Source organism: Streptomyces globisporus C-1027 (genome assembly GCF_000261345.2).
Classification (GTDB): domain Bacteria; phylum Actinomycetota; class Actinomycetes; order Streptomycetales; family Streptomycetaceae; genus Streptomyces; species Streptomyces pakalii.
On the sequence record NZ_CP013738.1, the window covers coordinates 1,748,125 to 1,766,427 of the forward strand.

The 18,303-nt window shown below is 69.5% G+C and carries 13 protein-coding genes, 1 tRNA gene and 1 pseudogene; 10 read left to right on the forward strand and 5 right to left on the reverse strand.

The annotated features are described in order from the left end of the window. Nucleotide 1: 1 nt before the first annotated feature. The gene (locus WQO_RS35630; protein WP_010061209.1) at nt 2–139 is read right to left on the reverse strand and encodes an SPW_0924 family protein; all 138 of its coding nucleotides are present in this window, start codon (nt 137–139) and stop codon (nt 2–4) included. A 156-nt stretch (nt 140–295) separates the two neighbouring features. Continuing rightward, nucleotides 296–2,053, reverse strand: a complete 1,758-nt coding sequence (locus WQO_RS07675) for a lytic transglycosylase domain-containing protein (RefSeq protein WP_058953908.1) — start codon at nt 2,051–2,053, stop codon at nt 296–298. A gap of 188 nt (nt 2,054–2,241) precedes the next feature. Between WQO_RS07675 and WQO_RS34830 the strand changes: the two genes are divergently transcribed. Then, nucleotides 2,242–3,102: a DUF4184 family protein gene (locus WQO_RS34830; RefSeq protein ID WP_029182358.1), complete on the forward strand. Its 861-nt coding sequence runs from the start codon at nt 2,242–2,244 to the stop codon at nt 3,100–3,102. 20 nt (nt 3,103–3,122) lie between these two features. Here the strand turns inward: WQO_RS34830 and polA are convergent. Continuing rightward, a pseudogene (polA, locus tag WQO_RS07680) lies at nt 3,123–5,828 on the reverse strand (DNA polymerase I); the annotation flags it as partial. Nucleotides 5,829–5,955: 127 nt separating this feature from the next. On the opposite strand from polA, the gene WQO_RS07685 reads away from it, so the two are divergent. The 7 genes from WQO_RS07685 (at nt 5,956) to WQO_RS07715 (ending at nt 15,104) form a co-directional block, all read left to right on the forward strand. Continuing rightward, the gene (locus WQO_RS07685) at nt 5,956–8,247 is read left to right on the forward strand and encodes an FdhF/YdeP family oxidoreductase (protein ID WP_010061205.1); all 2,292 of its coding nucleotides are present in this window, start codon (nt 5,956–5,958) and stop codon (nt 8,245–8,247) included. 92 nt (nt 8,248–8,339) lie between these two features. Then, on the forward strand, nt 8,340–8,810 hold the full coding sequence (locus tag WQO_RS07690) for a PaaI family thioesterase (protein WP_010061204.1): 471 nt from the start codon (nt 8,340–8,342) through the stop codon (nt 8,808–8,810). 636 nt (nt 8,811–9,446) lie between these two features. Then, on the forward strand, nt 9,447–10,682 hold the full coding sequence (locus WQO_RS07695; RefSeq protein ID WP_029182340.1) for a branched-chain amino acid ABC transporter substrate-binding protein: 1,236 nt from the start codon (nt 9,447–9,449) through the stop codon (nt 10,680–10,682). A gap of 102 nt (nt 10,683–10,784) precedes the next feature. Continuing rightward, complete coding sequence (locus tag WQO_RS07700) at nt 10,785–11,717, forward strand: branched-chain amino acid ABC transporter permease (protein WP_010061202.1); 933 nt, start codon at nt 10,785–10,787, stop codon at nt 11,715–11,717. Nucleotides 11,718–11,722: 5 nt separating this feature from the next. Next, nucleotides 11,723–13,507: a branched-chain amino acid ABC transporter permease gene (locus WQO_RS07705; RefSeq protein WP_010061201.1), complete on the forward strand. Its 1,785-nt coding sequence runs from the start codon at nt 11,723–11,725 to the stop codon at nt 13,505–13,507. 5 nt (nt 13,508–13,512) lie between these two features. Further along, nucleotides 13,513–14,391: an ABC transporter ATP-binding protein gene (locus WQO_RS07710; protein ID WP_029182339.1), complete on the forward strand. Its 879-nt coding sequence runs from the start codon at nt 13,513–13,515 to the stop codon at nt 14,389–14,391. Then, nucleotides 14,388–15,104 (forward strand): ABC transporter ATP-binding protein, encoded by a 717-nt coding sequence (locus WQO_RS07715; protein WP_010061197.1) that lies wholly within the window; start codon nt 14,388–14,390, stop codon nt 15,102–15,104. Before WQO_RS07710 ends, WQO_RS07715 begins: the two co-directional genes overlap by 4 nt. Before the next feature lie 102 nt (nt 15,105–15,206). On the opposite strand, the gene WQO_RS07720 is transcribed toward WQO_RS07715, so the two are convergent. Beyond that, a complete protein-coding gene (locus tag WQO_RS07720; RefSeq protein WP_003969810.1) occupies nt 15,207–15,863 on the reverse strand; it encodes an ANTAR domain-containing response regulator in 657 nt (218 codons plus the stop codon). Nucleotides 15,864–15,957: 94 nt separating this feature from the next. On the opposite strand from WQO_RS07720, the gene WQO_RS07725 reads away from it, so the two are divergent. Both WQO_RS07725 and WQO_RS07730 read left to right on the forward strand, forming a co-directional pair. After that, a tRNA-Leu gene (locus tag WQO_RS07725) sits at nt 15,958–16,041 on the forward strand. Between the two features lie 84 nt (nt 16,042–16,125). Next, nucleotides 16,126–16,791, forward strand: a complete 666-nt coding sequence (locus WQO_RS07730; RefSeq protein WP_058953909.1) for a hypothetical protein — start codon at nt 16,126–16,128, stop codon at nt 16,789–16,791. A 6-nt stretch (nt 16,792–16,797) separates the two neighbouring features. Here WQO_RS07730 and pyk read toward each other — a convergent pair whose 3' ends face one another. After that, on the reverse strand, nt 16,798–18,237 hold the full coding sequence (gene pyk / locus WQO_RS07735) for a pyruvate kinase (protein WP_010061190.1): 1,440 nt from the start codon (nt 18,235–18,237) through the stop codon (nt 16,798–16,800). Between the last annotated feature and the right edge of the window lie 66 nt (nt 18,238–18,303).

The window sequence follows — 18,303 nt, forward strand, 5'->3', positions numbered from 1 at the left end:
GCTATCTCTTCGGTCCCGGGACGGTGGTCAGCAGGGGTTTCGGCGAGGTCTCCCCGGCCGGGGAGCCGATGGCGGAGACGGTGAACACGAGCGCGAGGGCGGCGGCCAGTCCGATGGCGGCGGCGACGAGGGCACGCATGCTCGGCCTCCCGGGGCGGTGGTCCGGCGACGGCGGCCTGATGGGCCGTCAGGGCTGGGGCACCGTAGCAACCGGGGCGCGAGATGAGAACAGAGCGGACAGCCCCTCGGCCGGGGGGCCGAGGGGCTGTGAGATTCGCTGCAGGGAGAGCCGGGGTCAGGGCTTGGTGGCCGCGGGGGTCTCCGTCGCGTCCGGCGCCGGCTCCTCCGGGGCCGTCTCCTCCGGGGCCTCGACGGTCAGCTTGATGACGGTCGAGGCGCCGCCCTCGGTGGTCAGGCGCAGCAGGTAGGTGCCCTCGTTGTCGTCGGCGAAGATCTCCGGGAGCCGCAGCTGCCCGTCGGCGTCCGTCGTCAGCGTGGTGAGGGTGCGGACCGGCTTGCCGTCCGCGTCCTTGAAGTACGGGCCCTTGTCGTTGTCGATGACGCCCAGGGGGTCCTTGACCATGGTGGCGGTGACGGCCACTCCGGCCGCGGCCGTGTCCTTGTAGGTGGCCTTGACGGTGACGGCGTCCGCGAACTTCTCGCCGGGGGCGGCGACGAGCGCCTTCTCGTCGGTCCGGGCGATCGCGTCGGCCTGGCGGGCGGTGACGGTCGCCGCGTACGTCAGGGTGCGCGGGCGGCCGGTGCCCGCGACGGCGGTCACGGTGAACTCCCCGGTCTTCTCCCCGGCCTGGAGCTTCGGTGCGGTGGCGGTGCCGTCGGCCCCGGTCCGTACCGTCACGCTCTTCTTGCCGCCGGCGAAGAGCGTGCCGGTGCCGCCGGTGACGGTGAAGGTGACGGGCACCTTGGCGAGCGGGGCGCCGACCGCGTTGCGTGCCAGCACCGAGACCCGCTCGTCGAACTCCTGGCCCGCGGTGGCGCGCAGCGGGCCGGTGCCCGCGTTCTCCAGGGAGCCGAAGGTTTCGGACGGCGGTGTCGGCTTGGGGGTGGGCGGCTTCGGCGTCGGGCTGGTGGAGCCTCCGCCACCGGGCTTCGAGGGGCCCGGGCTCGGCTTGCCGCCGGGCTTGGACGGGGAAGGGCTCGGGCTCGGAGTGGCGCTCGGGCCCGAACCGGTGCCCGGACGCGGGCTCGGGGTGGGGGTGCTCGGGGTGCTGGGGAGCGTGCCGGTGCCGTCGGGGATCTCGTGCGTGCCGCGCTGGTAGTAGGAGAACCAGGAGCGGACCGTGCGCAGGTACTCCGTCGACCGGTTGTAGCTCAGCACGGCCTGGTCGAGGTCGGCGGCGAGGGCCAGATCGCGGTCGTTGGCGCAGAGGTAACGGCCGGCGGCGAGAGCCGCGTCGTAGATGTTGTTGGGGTCCTTGCGGCCGTCGCCGTTCGCGTCCTGGCCCCAGGAGGCCCAGGTCGAGGGGATGAACTGCATCGGGCCGACCGCGCGGTCGTGGACCGCGTCGCCGTCGTACGCCCCGCCGTCGGTGTCCTTGATGAGCGCGAAGCCCTGGCCGTTGAGGGCCGGGCCGAGGATGCGGGGGCTGGCAGTGCCGTTCGCGTCGACGCGGCCGCCGCGGGCCTGGCCGGACTCGACCTTGCCGATGGCCGCGAGGAGTTGCCAGGGCAGCCGGCAGGAGGGGTCGGTGGTCGCGACGGTCCGCTCGGCCTGCTTGTACGCGGCAAGGATCGACGCCGGAATGCCCGCTTCGGCACGGCCCGCCGCCGGAAGATTGCTGGACGAACCGGGCTTGTCGGGCGTGACCAGGGGCGGAAGGTCCGTGTAGTAGGGCGAGTTGCCGGTGGCGGCGCCGTCGGTCTCGCCGCTCGCGGTGTCCTCGCCCGCCGCCTTCGGGTCACCGCTGCCCGCGGATCCGTCGGCCAGGGTCGCCGCGGGCGCCTGCGAGGCCGCCAGCGCCGCCACTGCGGCCGCCGCCACGGCGGTGGTCGTGGCTCCCTTGCGCAGACGTCGGCGAATGTGCGCTGCCATACGTTCCGGTCCCTCCCCCTCGAAGGCTGCTCGCGCTCCCCAGCGCAACGACTCCAGCGACCCTACGGCACCTTGTGTCGCCCGGGCACCGAGGGCTGACCGCTTCTTACTGTTTTTTCACGTTCGCGGGCGCACGTTGTCCGGTGGGCCACGAAAGGCTGCCCCGGCGGTCCCGCATACTTGCCGCCATGCCGTTCACGCTCAGTCATGCCGCCGCCGTGCTCCCGGCGATCCGCCGGAACGGGACGGCCCGGTGGCCGCTGTTCCCCTCGGCCCTCGTCGCCGGTTCGTTCGCGCCCGACATCACCTACTTCGCGGACACGGTGGTCCCCGGGGCGATGGAGTTCGGTTCGTTCACGCACACCCTCGCCGGGGTCCTCACGGTGAACGTGGCCATCGCGGCGGTGCTGGTCGCGGTGTGGGCGCTGCTGCGGGAGCCGCTGGAGGCGCTGTTGCCGGTACGGGTACGGGGCCGGGTCCACGCGTTCGTCCGGGGGCAGCGGTGGACGCGGGCCTCCTTCGGTCCGTCCGCCTGGCTGTGGTTCGCCGTCTCGGGTGCGCTGGGCGCGGCCACGCATGTGGTGTGGGACGCGTTCACGCACCACAGCCGGTGGGGCACGGAGCTGCTGCCGTTCCTGAACCGGAGTGTCGGCGGCTTCCCGGTGTTCCAGTTCGTGCAGTACGGGAGTTCGGCGCTGGCCCTCGTGGTCATCGGCTGGTTCGTCGCCACCGGGCTGCGCCGGGCCCCCGCCGTCCCCGCGCCCGTGGAGGTGCCGGTGCTCGGCCACCGGGAGCGGTGGGGGGCGCTCGGTCTGCTGGCGCTGTGCGTGCTGGCCGGTGTCGTCCACCGGTGCGCCCGCTGGTACGCCCACTTCGGCCGGGTGGAGAGCCCGCTCGACATCATCCCGACGGCCTGCTTCGGCGCGGGCGCGGGGCTGGCGGCCGGACTGCTGCTGTACGGGGTGTGGATGCTGCTGCGCCGGCGGACCCGGGTCCCCGTCTCCGTACCGGAGGGACCGCGGACGGAGGCACCGGCGGGCCGTAGGTAGCGTCGGAGAAAGCCGCACTGAGCGACGGACTCCCAGTCCTTGCCGACGCCGACCGAGACGTCGAGCGGGGCGCGCAGCTCGACGGCGTTCGCCATCTCGTGGCGCAGGATCTCCTCGACCTGCTTCCGCTCGCCCTTCGCGATCTCCAGGACGATTTCGTCGTGGACCTGGAGCAGCATCCGCGAGGTCAGCTCCGCCTCCCGCAGCGCCTTGTCCACCCGCAGCATCGCGACCTTCACGATGTCCGCCGCGGTGCCCTGGATCGGGGCGTTGAGCGCCATCCGCTCGGCGGCCTCGCGGCGCTGGCGGTTGTCGCTGTTGAGGTCGGGGAGATAGCGGCGGCGGCCGAGGATCGTCTCCGTGTAGCCGGTGGCCCTGGCCTCCTCGACGACCCGGTGGAGATAGTCCCGTACGCCGCCGAACCGTTCGAAGTAGGTGTCCATCAGCACCCGCGCCTCGGCGGGGTCGATGTTCAGCTGCTGGGAGAGGCCGAAGGCGGAGAGACCGTAGGCGAGGCCGTAGGACATGGCCTTGATCTTGCGGCGCATCTCCGCGTCGACCGCGTCCTTCTCGACGTTGAAGACCTGCGAGGCGACCGTGGTGTGCAGGTCCTCGCCGGAGGTGAACGCCTCGATGAGACCGGCGTCCTCGGAGAGGTGCGCCATGACCCGCAGTTCGATCTGGCTGTAGTCGGCCGTCATCAGCGTCTCGAAGCCCTCACCGACGACGAACCCGCGGCGGATCGCGCGGCCCTCGTCGGTGCGGACGGGGATGTTCTGCAGGTTCGGGTCGGTGGAGGAGAGCCGGCCGGTCGCCGCGACCGTCTGGTTGAACGTGGTGTGGATCCGGCCGTCGGCGGCGATCGTCTTGATCAGGCCCTCGACGGTGACCCGCAGCTTGGCCTGCTCGCGGTGGCGCAGCATGAGGACCGGCAGCTCGTGCTCGGTCTGCGCGGCCAGCCAGGCCAGCGCGTCCGCGTCCGTCGTGTATCCCGTCTTGGTCTTCTTCGTCTTCGGCAGGCCCAGCTCGTTGAAGAGGATCTCCTGGAGCTGCTTGGGCGATCCGAGGTTGAACTCGCGGCCCACCGCCGCGTGCGCCTCCTTCACCGCCTGCTGCACGGTCCCGGCGAACTGCTGCTCCATGCCTTCGAGATGGGCCCGGTCCGCGGCGATCCCGTGGCGCTCCAGGCGGGCCAGGAGGATGGAGGTCGGCAGCTCCATGTCGTGCAGCAGCTCCGCCGCGCCCACCTCCTTGAGGCGGGTGGTGAACGCGTCGCCCAGGTCGAGGACGGCGCGGGCCTGCGCCATCAGGGCGTCCTGCTCGGCCCGGTCGTCCGCGCCGAAGGCCAGCTGCCCGTCGGAGGCGGCGGCCGGGGCCAGCTCGCGGCCCAGATACTCCACGGCCAGCGCGTCCAGGGCGAAGGACCGGCGGCCCGGCTTCACCAGATACGCGGCGAGCGCGGTGTCCATGGTGACGCCTTCGAGCTGCCAGCCGTGCTCGGGGAAGACCCGCATCACGTTCTTCGCGTTGTGCAGGACCTTCGGGCGTGCCGGGTCCGACACCCAGGCGGCGAACGCCTGCTCGTCGGCCTCCTCCAGCTGGGTCGGGTCCAGCCAGGCGGCGGCCCCGTCGGCGGCGGCGAGCGCGACCTCGGTGACCGTGCCGGACCCGAGCGACCAGGTGTCGACGGTCATGACGCCGAGCGACTGCGCGCCGTGCGCCTCCAGCCAGGGGGCGACCTCGCCGGAGCCGAGCACGGCCCCGTCCAGCTCGATCCCGGCGGCGGGCGCGGGCGGCTCGGCCTCGGCCGCCCCCGGGTCGACGGCGAGGAGACGCTCGCGCAGGCTCGGGTTGCGGATCTCCAGTATGTCCAGGACACCAGTGACCGCCGTGCGGTCGTACGGGGCGCGCTCCAGCTCGGCCGGGGTCTTCGGCAGCTCCACGTCCCGGACCATCTCGGTCAGCACGCGGTTCATCTTCACCGCGTCCAGGTGGTCGCGGAAATTCTGCCCGGCCTTGCCCTTGACCTCCTCGGCCCGCTCGACCAGCTCGGCGAACGAACCGAACTGGTTGATCCACTTCGCGGCCGTCTTCTCACCGACGCCCGGAATGCCCGGGAGGTTGTCCGACGGGTCGCCGCGCAGGGCGGCGAAGTCCGGATACTGCTGCGGGGTGAGCCCGTACTTCTCGACGACCTTCTCCGGGGTGAACCGGGTCAGCTCGGAGACCCCCTTGGTGGGGTACAGCACGGTCACGTTGTCCGTGATCAGCTGGAAGGAGTCCCGGTCGCCGGTGACGATCAGCACCTCGAACCCGGCCGCCTCGGCCTGGGTCGCCAGCGTCGCGATGACATCGTCGGCCTCGAACCCGTCCACCGCGAACCGGTCCGCGTGCATCGCGTCCAGCAGCTCGCCGATCAGCTCGACCTGCCCCTTGAACTCGTCGGGGGTCTTGGAGCGGTTCGCCTTGTACTCCGGGAACTCCTGCGCCCGCCACGTCTTGCGGGACACGTCGAACGCGACCGCGAAGTGCGTGGGCGCCTCATCACGCAGGGTGTTCGCCAGCATCGACATGAAGCCGTACACGGCGTTCGTCGGCTGCCCCACCGCCGTCGTGAAATTCTCCGCGGGCAGGGCGAAGAACGCCCGGTACGCCAGGGAGTGCCCGTCCATGAGGAGCAGGCGCGGTCGGTTGTCTGCCGTCTTCTTCGATGCCGTCTCAGCCACGCCCCCGATCCTGCCACGCCCCACTGACAATCCGGACCGGCACGGCCTTGCGCGGCCGTGACAGGATCGATGGTGAGGACATGCACCACCTCGCCACGCGGACGAGCGCTCGAAGGGGAGCAGCATCATGGCCACCAAGCCGCCGACCGGTGACCCGGTCCAGGACGCCCCGCAGGTCGACCAGGCGCAGCACGCCGCCGCCGGTCTGCCCGCCGTCGCCCACTCCCTGCGCATCTCCCAGCAGCAGATGGGGGTGCGCCGCACCGCGCAGACCCTCCTCAAGGTCAACCAGAAGGACGGCTTCGACTGCCCCGGCTGCGCCTGGCCCGAGGGCGACAAGCGGCACATCGCGGAATTCTGCGAGAACGGCGCGAAGGCCGTGGCCGAGGAGGCGACGCTGCGTCGCGTCACCCCGGACTTCTTCGCCGCGCACCCGGTCGCCGACCTCGCGGAGCGCAGCGGCTACTGGCTGGGCCAGCAGGGCAGGATCACCCAGCCGGTGTACCTCCCCGAGGGCGCCGACCGGTACGAGGCCGTCACCTGGGAACGCGCCTTCGCGATCATCGCCGAGGAGCTGACCGCGCTCGGCTCCCCCGACGAGGCCCTCTTCTACACCTCGGGCCGCACCAGCAACGAGGCCGCGTTCCTCCTCCAGCTCTTCGCCCGCGAGTTCGGCACCAACAACCTCCCCGACTGCTCCAACATGTGCCACGAGTCGTCCGGATCGGCGCTCAACGAGACCATCGGCATCGGCAAGGGCAGCGTCTCCCTGGAGGACATCCACCAGGCCGACCTGATCATCGTCGCCGGACAGAACCCCGGCACGAACCACCCCCGGATGCTCTCCGCCCTGGAGAAGGCCAAGCAGTCCGGAGCGAAGATCATCTCGGTGAACCCGCTGCCCGAGGCCGGGATGGAGCGGTTCAAGAACCCCCAGACCCCGCACGGCATGCTCAAGGGGACCCCGCTCAACGACCTCTTCCTGCAGATCCGCATCGGCGGCGACCAGGCCCTCTTCCGCCTCCTCAACAAGCTGATCCTGGCCACCGAGGGCGCCGTCGACACCGCGTTCGTCGCCGAACACACCCACGGTTACGAGCAGTTCGCCAAGGCCGCCGAAGCGGCCGACTGGGACGAGACGCTGCGCGCCACCGGCCTCACCCGCGCCGAGATCGAGCAGGCGCTCGCCCTGGTCCTCGCATCGGAGCGCACCATCGTCTGCTGGGCCATGGGCCTCACCCAGCACAAGCACTCCGTGCCCACCATCCGCGAAGTGGTCAACTTCCTTCTGCTGCGCGGCAACATCGGCCGACCCGGCGCGGGTGTCTGCCCGGTGCGCGGCCACTCCAACGTCCAGGGCGACCGCACCATGGGCATCTTCGAACGCCCCGCACCGGCCTTCCTCGACGCCCTCGACAAGGAGTTCGGCATCACCTCGCCCCGCCACCACGGCATGGACGTCGTGCGCTCCATCCAGGCGCTCCGCGACGGCGAGGCGAAGGTCTTCTTCGCCATGGGCGGCAACTTCGTCGCGGCCACCCCCGACACCGCCGTCACCGAGGCCGCGATGCGCCGCGCCCGCCTCACCGTCCACGTCTCGACCAAGCTCAACCGCAGCCACGCCGTCACCGGGGCCCGGGCCCTGATCCTCCCGACGCTGGGCCGCACCGACAAGGACGTCCAGGCGGGCGGCAAGCAGTTCGTCACCGTCGAGGACTCCATGGGCATGGTCCACGCCTCCCGCGGCAACCTCACCCCCGCGAGCCCCCACCTGCTCTCCGAGCCCGCCATCGTCGCCCGCCTCGCCCGCGCTGTCCTCGGCTCCGGCTCCCGTACACCGTGGGAGGAGTTCGAGCGGGACTACGGCACCATCCGCGACCGCATCTCCCGCGTCGTCGCCGGCTTCGAGGAGTTCAACACCCGCATCGCCCGTCCCGGCGGCTTCGCCCTCCCGCACGCCCCCCGCGACGAGCGCCGCTTCCCCACCGCGACGGGCCGCGCCAACTTCACCGCCGCCCCCGTCGAGTACCCCGAACTCCCCGACGGCAGGCTCCTGTTGCAGACCCTGCGCTCCCACGACCAGTACAACACCACCATCTACGGCCTGAACGACCGCTACCGGGGCATCAAGGGCGGCCGCCGCATCGTCATGGTCAACCCCGAGGACGCCGCCGCCCTCGGCCTCGCCGACGGCGCGTACACCGACCTCGTCGGCGAGTGGAAGGACGGCGTTGAACGCCGCGCGGAGGGCTTCCGCATCGTCCACTACCCCACCGCCCGGGGCTGCGCCGCCGCCTACTACCCGGAGACCAACGTCCTGGTCCCCCTCGACTCCACGGCCGACACCAGCAACACCCCGGCCAGCAAGTCGGTCGTCGTCCGCTTCGAGGAGCCCCGGCGCACCCCCGGCAGCGACTGAAAACCGCCACCGACTAAGCGCGCGCTCAGCCGTCTGATAAGAACAGTGCAGACAGCAACGAACCAGCGCAGCAGACGAACGGAGCAGGATCCATGGGCGAGCACACCGCACCCCTCTTCCCGCAGGAAGTCATCGACGAGTACGCGGCACTCGGCATCGACCTGCCCGCCCTCTTCTCCGCCGGCCACCTCGGCGAGCGCATGGGCGTGACCATCGTCGAGGCCGCCGCCGACCGCGTCGTCGGCACCATGCCCGTCGAGGGCAACACCCAGCCCTACGGCCTCCTGCACGGCGGCGCCTCCGCCGTCCTCGCCGAGACCCTCGGCTCCATCGGCTCGATGCTCCACGGCGGCGCCAACAAGATCGCCGTCGGCGTCGACCTCAACTGCACCCACCACCGGGGCGTCCGCAACGGCCTCGTCACCGGCGTCGCCACCCCCGTGCACCGGGGCCGCTCCACCGCCACGTACGAGATCGTCATCACCGACGAACAGGACAAGCGGGTCTGCACCGCACGCCTCACCTGCCTGCTCCGCGACATCCCCCAGCCCGAAGCGGGCTGAGCCGTCACCGACCCCCGTCACAGCAAGCGAACGGCCCGCCGGCCTCGACCGGCGGGCCGTTCGCCGTCCGCGGCCGCACCGCATTCCGGACCGCGCATCCCCATATCCGGCGCGGTAAGAGGAAGTTGATGGAAACGCACGGTCAACACCCTTGACGGCCGCACCCGTTCCATGACCTGCTTCAACAGCGGCACCGACCCGTCGGCGCAGCACACATATCCCACACATGTAACACTGCGTAACGTTTGCGCAATACACGAAAAACCCGGCACCCCCACCCCCGCGCCCCCGGCCCGCCTCCCCCCGCCACCCTCGCGCCCCGGCCCGCGCGACAGCACCAAGATCACCCCAAGCCCCTTAGCAGAGCTGCGCGTTCTCACCATGTGGGCAATGCGCAGTCCAGGCGAAACCCGCACATCCCCTCACAGGAACCTCAAGCCTTGCTCAAGGGCATAACAAGAGAGTCACATCCGCAGCCGACCCATCCCGATGGCCCCCGGCTGCGCTTAGAGTCACGGCCAGTCACCGCGCCGCCGGGCGCGTCTGCTGCACGGCCCTGTACCACCCCAGTACGGCCCGGCGATGATCACGGCACCTCATGCCCGAGGAGCGCCGCGCCAGGGAAAGGACCCTCTCGTGCGACACCGTTCTTTGCTCATACTCACCGCAGTGCTCACCACCGGAGCACTGACGCTCACCGCCTGCGGGTCGCGCGACGAAGGCAGCAAGGACAGCGGCGACAGCGGTGGCAAGACCACCGTCGTCATCGGCGTCGACGCGCCCCTGACCGGCTCCCTCTCGGCGCTCGGCCAGGGCATCAAGAACTCCGTGGACCTCGCGGCCAAGACCGCGAACAAGAACAACGAGGTCCCCGGCATCGAGTTCAAGATCGAAGCCCTCGACGACCAGGCCGTCCCCGCCTCCGGACAGGCCAACGCCACCAAGCTCGTCGGCAACGACGACGTCCTCGGCGCCGTCGGCCCCCTCAACTCCGGCGTCGCCCAGTCCATGCAGGGCGTCTTCGAGAAGGCCGACCTCGCCCAGGTCTCCCCGGCCAACACCAACCCGGCGCTCAGCCAGGGCGACAACTGGGCCAAGGGCGACATCCAGCGCCCCTTCAAGACCTACTTCCGCACCTGCGCCACCGACGTCGTCCAGGGCAAGTTCGCCGCCCAGTACCTCTACAACGACGCCAAGAAGAAGAAGGTCTACGTCGTCGACGACAAGCAGACCTACGGCGCCGGCCTCGCCGCGATCTTCTCCGCCGAGTTCAAGCGCCTCGGCGGCAAGGTCGTCGGCACCGACCACGTCACGGTCAAGGAGACCGACTTCTCCAGCACCGCCGACAAGGTCAAGAGCTCGGGCGCCGACTCCGTCTACTACGGCGGCCAGTACCCCGAGGGCGGCCTGCTCTCCGACCAGATCAAGAAGACCGGCGCCAAGATCCCCACCATGGGCGGCGACGGCATCTACGACCCCGCCTTCATCAGCGCCTCCGGCGAGGCCAACGACGGCGACTACGCCACCTCCATCGGCTACCCCGTCGAGGCCCTCCCGACCGCCAAGAAGTTCATCGAGGACTACAAGGCCGCCGGCTACAAGGACCCGTACGCGGCCTACGGCGGCTACTCCTACGACGCCGGATGGGCCATCATCCAGGCCGTCAAGGCCGTCGTCGCCGACAACGACGGCAAGCTCCCCGAGGACGCCCGCGCCAAGGTCACCGAGGCCATGGCCAAGGTCTCCTTCGACGGCGTGACCGGCAAGGTCTCCTTCGACGAGAACGGCGACACCACCAACAAGCAGCTCACCGTCTACGAGGTCCAGAAGGGCGCCTGGAAGGACGTCAAGAGCGCCACGTTCGAGGACTGATCCCACCGGCACAGCCCCGCCCCACCTGACCCAGACCGCGCGAGGGCGCAAACAGCGCCCTCGCGCGGAGTCATATCCGACAAGCTCATCGGAGGCCCTGCGGTGCACGAACTGCCGCAACAGCTGGCCAACGGCCTTGCCCTCGGCGCCCTTTATGGCCTCATAGCCATCGGGTACACCATGGTGTACGGCATCGTCCAGCTCATCAACTTCGCCCACGGCGAGATCTTCATGATCGGGGGCTTCGGCGCCCTCACCACCTACATCATGCTCCCCAGCGGGACCACCCTCCTGGTCGCCATCCCGCTCATGATCATCGGTGGTGCCATCGCCTCCGTCGCCGTGGCCACCGCCGCGGAACGGTTCGCCTACAGGCCCCTGCGAGGCGCCCCCCGCCTCGCCCCGCTCATCACCGCGATCGGCCTCTCGATCGTGCTCCAGCAGCTCGTCTGGGGCTTCTACCCCGACGCGAAGAAGCCCCGCAGCTTCCCCGAGTTCCAGGGCGAATCCTTCAAGCTGCTCGACAACCTCTACCTCCAGCGCGCCGACGCCTTCGTCCTCGTCCTGGCCCCGCTCTGCATGCTCGCCCTCGGCCTCTTCGTCGCCAAGAGCCGCAGCGGCCGCGCCATGCAGGCCACCGCCCAGGACCCCGACACGGCAAAGCTCATGGGCATCAACACCGACCGCATCATCGTGATGGCCTTCGCCATCGGCGCCGCCTTCGCCGCCGTCGCCTCGGTCGCCTACGGCCTCGACAAGGGCCAGATCAACTTCGAGATGGGCTTCATCCTCGGCCTCAAGGCCTTCACCGCAGCCGTCCTCGGCGGCATCGGCAACATCTACGGAGCCATGGTCGGCGGCGTCGTCCTCGGCCTCGCCGAAGCCCTCTCGATCGCCTACATCGAAGAGATCCCCGGCATGCAGCAGCTCGGCGGCGGCGCCTGGGCCAACGTCTGGGCCTTCGTCCTCCTCATCGTCGTCCTCCTCGTCAGGCCACAAGGCCTGCTCGGCGAGCGCGTCACGGACAGGGCGTGATACCCATGACCACCAAGACCCACCAGACGACGCCCGTCCTCGCCATCCCCGCAACCGTGGCCCGCGCGGCCACCGCGGCCGGAGCCGCACTCACTCTCGGCTCCACCTTCCTCGCCTGGACCTGGACCGCGAAGTTCCCCGGCGACCTCACCGTCACCGGCTACCCCGGCGGCCTCCAGGTCCTCACCCTCGTCGGCGCCGCCCTCACCCTGCTGTTCACCCTCTCCGGGTACGGCATCAAGGGCCTCCGCTGGCTCACCCCCGGCGGCACCAACAGCCCCGTCCGGCTCGCCGCACTCGGCCTGCTCGGCACCATGGGCTTCACCGTCGGCGCCATCTCCGTCGAACTCGGCGGCGTCGTCAACCTGGAACCCGGAGCCTGGATCGGCCTCGTCGGCGCCATCATCACCGTCGTCGCCTCCCTCGGCCTCCCGCACGACCAGGACATCACCGACACCACCACCCCCTCCCCCCTCGAAAAGTTCCTCAACAGCCTCCGCGCCCCCGCGCCCGGACGCCCCAAGGAACTCCCCTCCTGGGCCGAGATCCTGATCATCGTCGCCGCGTTCGGCATCGGTCTCTTCGTCGTCACCTACGGCATCGACACCGCCTACCCCGAACTCTTCGTCGGCTACCTGATCATCACCGGCTTCGCCGTGACCGCACTCTTCAAGGCCGGCCTCATGGCCCGCCTCTCCGCGATCACCACGAAGTACCGCTCCATCGCCGTCGCCGCGGCCTTCGTCGCCGCAGCCGTCTTCCCGTTCACCCAGAGCACCGACCAGTACACCCTCATCGCGGTCAACATCCTCATCTTCGCGACCGTCGCCCTGGGCCTGAACATCGTCGTCGGCCTCGCCGGACTCCTCGACCTCGGATACGTCGCCTTCCTCGGCGTCGGCGCCTACACCGCCGCCCTCGTCTCCGGAACCAGCGCATCCGCCTTCGGCGTCCAGTTCCCCTTCTGGGCCTCCGTCCTCGTCGGCGCCGCCGTCTCCCTGATCTTCGGCGTCGTCATCGGAGCACCCACCCTCCGCCTCCGCGGCGACTACCTCGCCATCGTCACCCTCGGCTTCGGCGAGATCTTCCGCATCGCCGTCGGCAACCTCGACGGCGTCTCCGGACCCCGCGTCACCAACGGCCCCAACGGCGTACCGAACATCCCCGACCTCAACTTCTTCGGGTACGACTTCGGCGAATCGCACACCATCCTGGGCTTCGAACTCGGCGCCTACGCCAACTACTACATGCTCATGCTGCTCGCGATGATCCTCGTGGTCCTCGTCTTCAGCCGAGCCGGCAGCTCCCGCATCGGGCGCGCCTGGGTCGCCATCCGCGAGGACGAGACCGCCGCCACCGCCATGGGCATCAACGGCTTCCGCGTCAAGCTCATCGCCTTCGCCCTCGGCGCCACGCTCGCCGGCATCGCCGGCACCGTACAGGCCCACGTCCAGAGCACCGTCGTCCCCGAGATGTACGTCTTCGCCGGACCCGTGCCGCCGAACTCCGCCTTCCTCCTCGCCGCCGTCATCCTCGGCGGCATGGGAACCATCAGCGGACCCCTCATCGGCGCGGCACTCCTCTACATGATCCCGGCCAAGCTCCAGTTCCTCTCGGACTACCAGCTCCTCGGCTTCGGACTCGCCCTCATCCTCCTCATGCGCTTCCGCCCCGAAGGCCTCATCGCCAACCGGCGGGCCAAGCTGGAATACCACGAGACCGGCCAGCTCGACGTACCCGACGAAACCCTGGCAGGCACCACCTCCGGCACCACGAAGGCGGGGGCGTGAACACCATGACCACCACCACACCCGAAACCGCCACCACGGTGCTCGACGCGAGCGGCGTCACCATGCGCTTCGGCGGACTCACCGCCGTACGCAACGTCGACCTCACCGTCAAGGCGGGCGAGATCGTCGGTCTCATCGGCCCCAACGGCGCCGGCAAGACCACCTTCTTCAACTGCCTCACCGGCCTCTACGTCCCCACCGAGGGCACGGTCCGCTACAAGGGCACCGTCCTGCCGCCCAAGCCCCACCTCGTCACCCAGGCAGGCATCGCCCGCACCTTCCAGAACATCCGGCTCTTCGCCAACATGACCGTGCTGGAGAACGTCCTCGTCGGACGCCACACCCGCACCAAGGAAGGCCTCTGGTCCGCCCTCCTGCGCGGACCCGGCTTCAAGAAGGCCGAAGCCGCATCCCACGAACGCGCCATGGAACTCCTGGAGTTCATCGGCCTCCAGGACAAGGCCGACCACCTCGCGCGCAACCTCCCCTACGGAGACCAGCGCAAGCTGGAAATCGCCCGCGCCCTCGCCAGCGACCCCGGCCTCCTCCTCCTGGACGAGCCCACCGCCGGCATGAACCCGCAGGAAACCCGCGTCACCGAAGAACTCATCTTCGCGATCCGGGACATGGGCATCGCCGTCCTCGTCATCGAGCACGACATGCGCTTCATCTTCAACCTCTGCGACCGCGTCGCCTGCCTCGTCCAGGGCGAGAAGCTCGTCGAGGGCTCCCCCGGCGAGGTCCAGGCCGACGAACGCGTCGTCGCCGCCTACCTCGGCACCCCCTTCGAAGGCGACCCCGGCGCCGACGAAGTCGCCGAGGTCGAGGCCGCAGAGGCCCAGAGCGCCACCCGCACCACCCGCACGGAAGGGGAAACCCAGTGACCGCCCTGCTAGAGGTCGAAGACCTCCGCGTCGCCTACGGCAAGATCGAAGCCGTCAAGGGCATCTCCTTCTCCGTCGAAGCCGGCCAGGTCGTCACCCTCATCGGCACCAACGGCGCGGGCAAGACCACCACCCTGCGGACCCTCTCCGGACTCCTCAAGCCCTCCGGCGGCCGCATCACCTTCGACGGAAAGCCCCTCGGCAGCGTCCCCGCGCACAAGATCGTCGCGCTCGGACTCGCCCACTCCCCCGAAGGCCGGCACATCTTCCCCCGCCTCACCATCACGGAGAACCTCCAGCTCGGAGCGTTCCTCCGCACGGACAAGGCAGGCATCGAGAAGGACGTCCAGCGCGCCTACGACCTCTTCCCCATCCTCGGGGAACGCCGGAAGCAGGCCGCCGGCACCCTCTCGGGCGGAGAGCAGCAGATGCTCGCCATGGGACGCGCCCTGATGTCCCAGCCCAAGCTGCTCATGCTCGACGAGCCCTCCATGGGGCTCTCCCCGATCATGATGCAGAAGATCATGGAGACCATCGTCGAGCTCAAGGCGGCGGGCACCACGATCCTGCTCGTCGAGCAGAACGCCCAGGCCGCCCTGTCCCTCGCGGACCAGGGTCACGTCATGGAGGTCGGCAAGATCGTCCTCTCCGGCCCCGGCTCGGACCTGCTCCACGACGAGTCGGTCCGCAAGGCGTACCTCGGCGAGGACTGACGCCGCTGCCGTACGGAAGAGGCCCGCACCCGGTTCGTTCCGGGTGCGGGCCTCTCTCGTTGCGGAGGTACCCGTACGTGTACGTGTACGTCGTGTACGCGGCTACTCCGCCGACTTCTTCTTCTCCTCGGCGTCCTCGATCAGCGCCTCCGCGAGCTGCTGCATCGACATCCGGCGGTCCATCGACGTCTTCTGGATCCACCGGAACGCGGCCGGCTCGGAGAGCCCGTAATCCGTCTGCAGGATGCTCTTGGCCCGGTCCACCAGCTTCCGGGTCTCCAGCCGCTGGGAGAGGTCGGCGATCTCGCTCTCCAGTGCCTTCAGCTCGGCGAACCGGGAGACGGCCATCTCGATGGCCGGCACGACGTCGCTCTTGCTGAACGGCTTCACGAGGTACGCCATGGCCCCGGCGTCACGGGCCCGCTCGACGAGGTCACGCTGCGAGAAGGCGGTGAGCATGAGGACCGGGGCGATGGACTCCTCGGCGATCTTCTCGGCGGCGGAGATCCCGTCAAGGACCGGCATCTTCACGTCCAGGATGACCAGGTCCGGCTTGTGCTCCCGGGCCAGCTCTACGGCCTGCTGCCCGTCGCCCGCCTCACCGACGACGGAGTAGCCCTCCTCCTCCAGCATCTCCTTGAGGTCGAGGCGGATGAGGGCCTCGTCCTCGGCGATGACGACGCGGGTCGTCAGCGGCGGGACGTGCGACTTGTCGTCGTCGACGGCGTCTACGGGCTGGGGCGACTCGGGGGTGGTCACGGGGCTCCTTGTTTCAGGGCAGGCGCTGCTGCGAAGCAGCCTACCTACCTGCTGCTGCCTTCTGTCACCAGGTACACTGCTGATCGGTCACCACGCCGGGTTGGCGCAATTGGTTGACGCGGAGGTCTCAAACACCTCTGTCCGAAAGGACATGTGGGTTCGAATCCCATACCCGGCACATCCTGCGGAGCGGATGTTCACTTTCGCGTGAACATCCGCTTTTTGCTGCTCGGAGTCGCTCCTCTCCACCAAGAGTGGGCGAATGAACGTACACAGCACAGGAGTGCGCCAGAAGTCACACGCACCGTCCTGCCACCGGTGCGACGCCACGGCACTCGACGAGCCCGCCTATGCCTATCTGCTCGGTGTCTACCTGGGCGACGGCCACATCAGCCAGCACTCGGCCCACCGGGCACCCAACCTCATGATCACGCTGGACGACGCCTGGCCCGGCATCCAGAACGAAGCGGAGGAAGCGTTACGCAGGACCTTCCCGGACAACGCCACCTGCCGGGTCCGCAGGACCGGCTGCCACAACATCAAGGTGTACTCGAAGCACCTCGTCTGCTACTTCCCGCAGCACGGTCCGGGCAGAAAGCACGAGCGCGCGATCGTCCTGGAGCCCTGGCAGCAGAAGATCGTCGACGCCCATCCCTGGCAGCTCGTCCGAGGTCTCATCCACTCCGACGGCTGTCGGCTCACCAACTGGACGACCCGCGTGGTCGGCGGTGAACGCAAGCGCTACGAATATCCCCGCTACTGGTTCACCAACGTCTCCGACGACATCCGCCGCCTCTACACCGACACCCTCGACGCGCTCGGCATCACCTGGACGCACTGCACGCGCGCGGGCAAGCCCTACAACATCTCCGTAGCCCGACGGGCATCCGTAACCCTCATGGATGCGCACGTCGGGCCGAAATACTGAGCCGCCCTACTTCGGGCTGTCGTCCTCACCGATGTGGTGCACGCGGACCAGGTTCGTCGAGCCCGCGACGCCGGGCGGGGAGCCGGCCGTGATCACGACCACGTCGCCCTTCGCGCAGCGGCCGATGCGCAGGAGCTGTTCGTCGACCTGGGCGACCATCGCGTCCGTGGAGTCGACCTTCGGGCCGAGGAAGGTCTCGACGCCCCAGGTGAGGTTGAGCTGGGCGCGGGTCGCTTCGTCGGGGGTGAAGGCGAGGAGCGGGATGGGTGAGCGGTAGCGGGAGAGGCGCTTGACGGTGTCGCCGCTCTGGGTGAAGGCGACGAGGAACTTCGCGCCGAGGAAGTCGCCCATCTCGGCGGCGGCCCTCGCGACGGCTCCGCCCTGGGTGCGGGGCTTGTTGCGTTCGGTGAGGGGCGGGAGGCCCTTGGCGAGGAGGTCTTCCTCGGCGGCCTCGACGATGCGGGACATGGTGCGCACGGTCTCGATGGGGTACTTGCCGACGCTGGTCTCGCCGGAGAGCATCACCGCGTCGGTGCCGTCGATGATCGCGTTGGCGACGTCGGAGGCTTCGGCGCGGGTGGGGCGGGAGTTGTCGATCATCGAGTCGAGCATCTGGGTGGCGACGATGACCGGTTTGGCGTTGCGCTTGGCGAGTTTGATGGCGCGCTTCTGGACGATCGGGACCTGTTCCAGGGGCATTTCGACGCCGAGGTCGCCGCGGGCGACCATGATGCCGTCGAAGGCGGCGACGATGTCGTCGATGTTGTCGACGGCCTGGGGTTTCTCGACCTTGGCGATGACGGGGAGGCGGCCGCCTTCTTCGTCCATGATGCGGTGGACGTCGTCGATGTCGCGTCCGGTGCGGACGAAGGAGAGGGCGATGATGTCGGCGCCGGTGCGCAGGGCCCAGCGGAGGTCGTCGATGTCCTTCTCGGAGAGGGCGGGGACGGAGACGGCGACGCCGGGGAGGTTGAGTCCCTTGTTGTCGGAGACCATGCCGCCTTCGATGACGGTGGTGTGGACGCGGGGTCCGTCGACGCCGGTGACTTCGAGGGTGACGCGGCCGTCGTCGACGAGGATGCGTTCGCCGGTGGTGACGTCGGCGGCGAGTCCGTCGTAGGTGGTGCCGCAGATGTCGCCGGTGCCCTGGCCTTCGAGGGGTTCGACGGTGATGGTGAAGGTGTCGCCGCGTTCAAGGAGTACGGGGCCTTCGCGGAAGCGTCCGAGGCGGATCTTCGGGCCTTGAAGGTCGGCGAGGATGCCGACGCTGCGGCCGACTTCCTCGGACGCCTTGCGCACGTGGTGGTAGCGCTCTTCGTGTTCGGCGTAGCTGCCGTGGCTGAGGTTGAAGCGGGCGATGTCCATTCCCGCTTCGACCAGGGCCTTGATCTGGTCGTACGAGTCGGTGGCGGGTCCCAGGGTACAAACGATTTTCGCTCGGCGCATAGGTCGAGCCTAAACCTTACCTACGGGTAGGTATTTGGCTCCGTATGACACCTCAACAACCTTTGA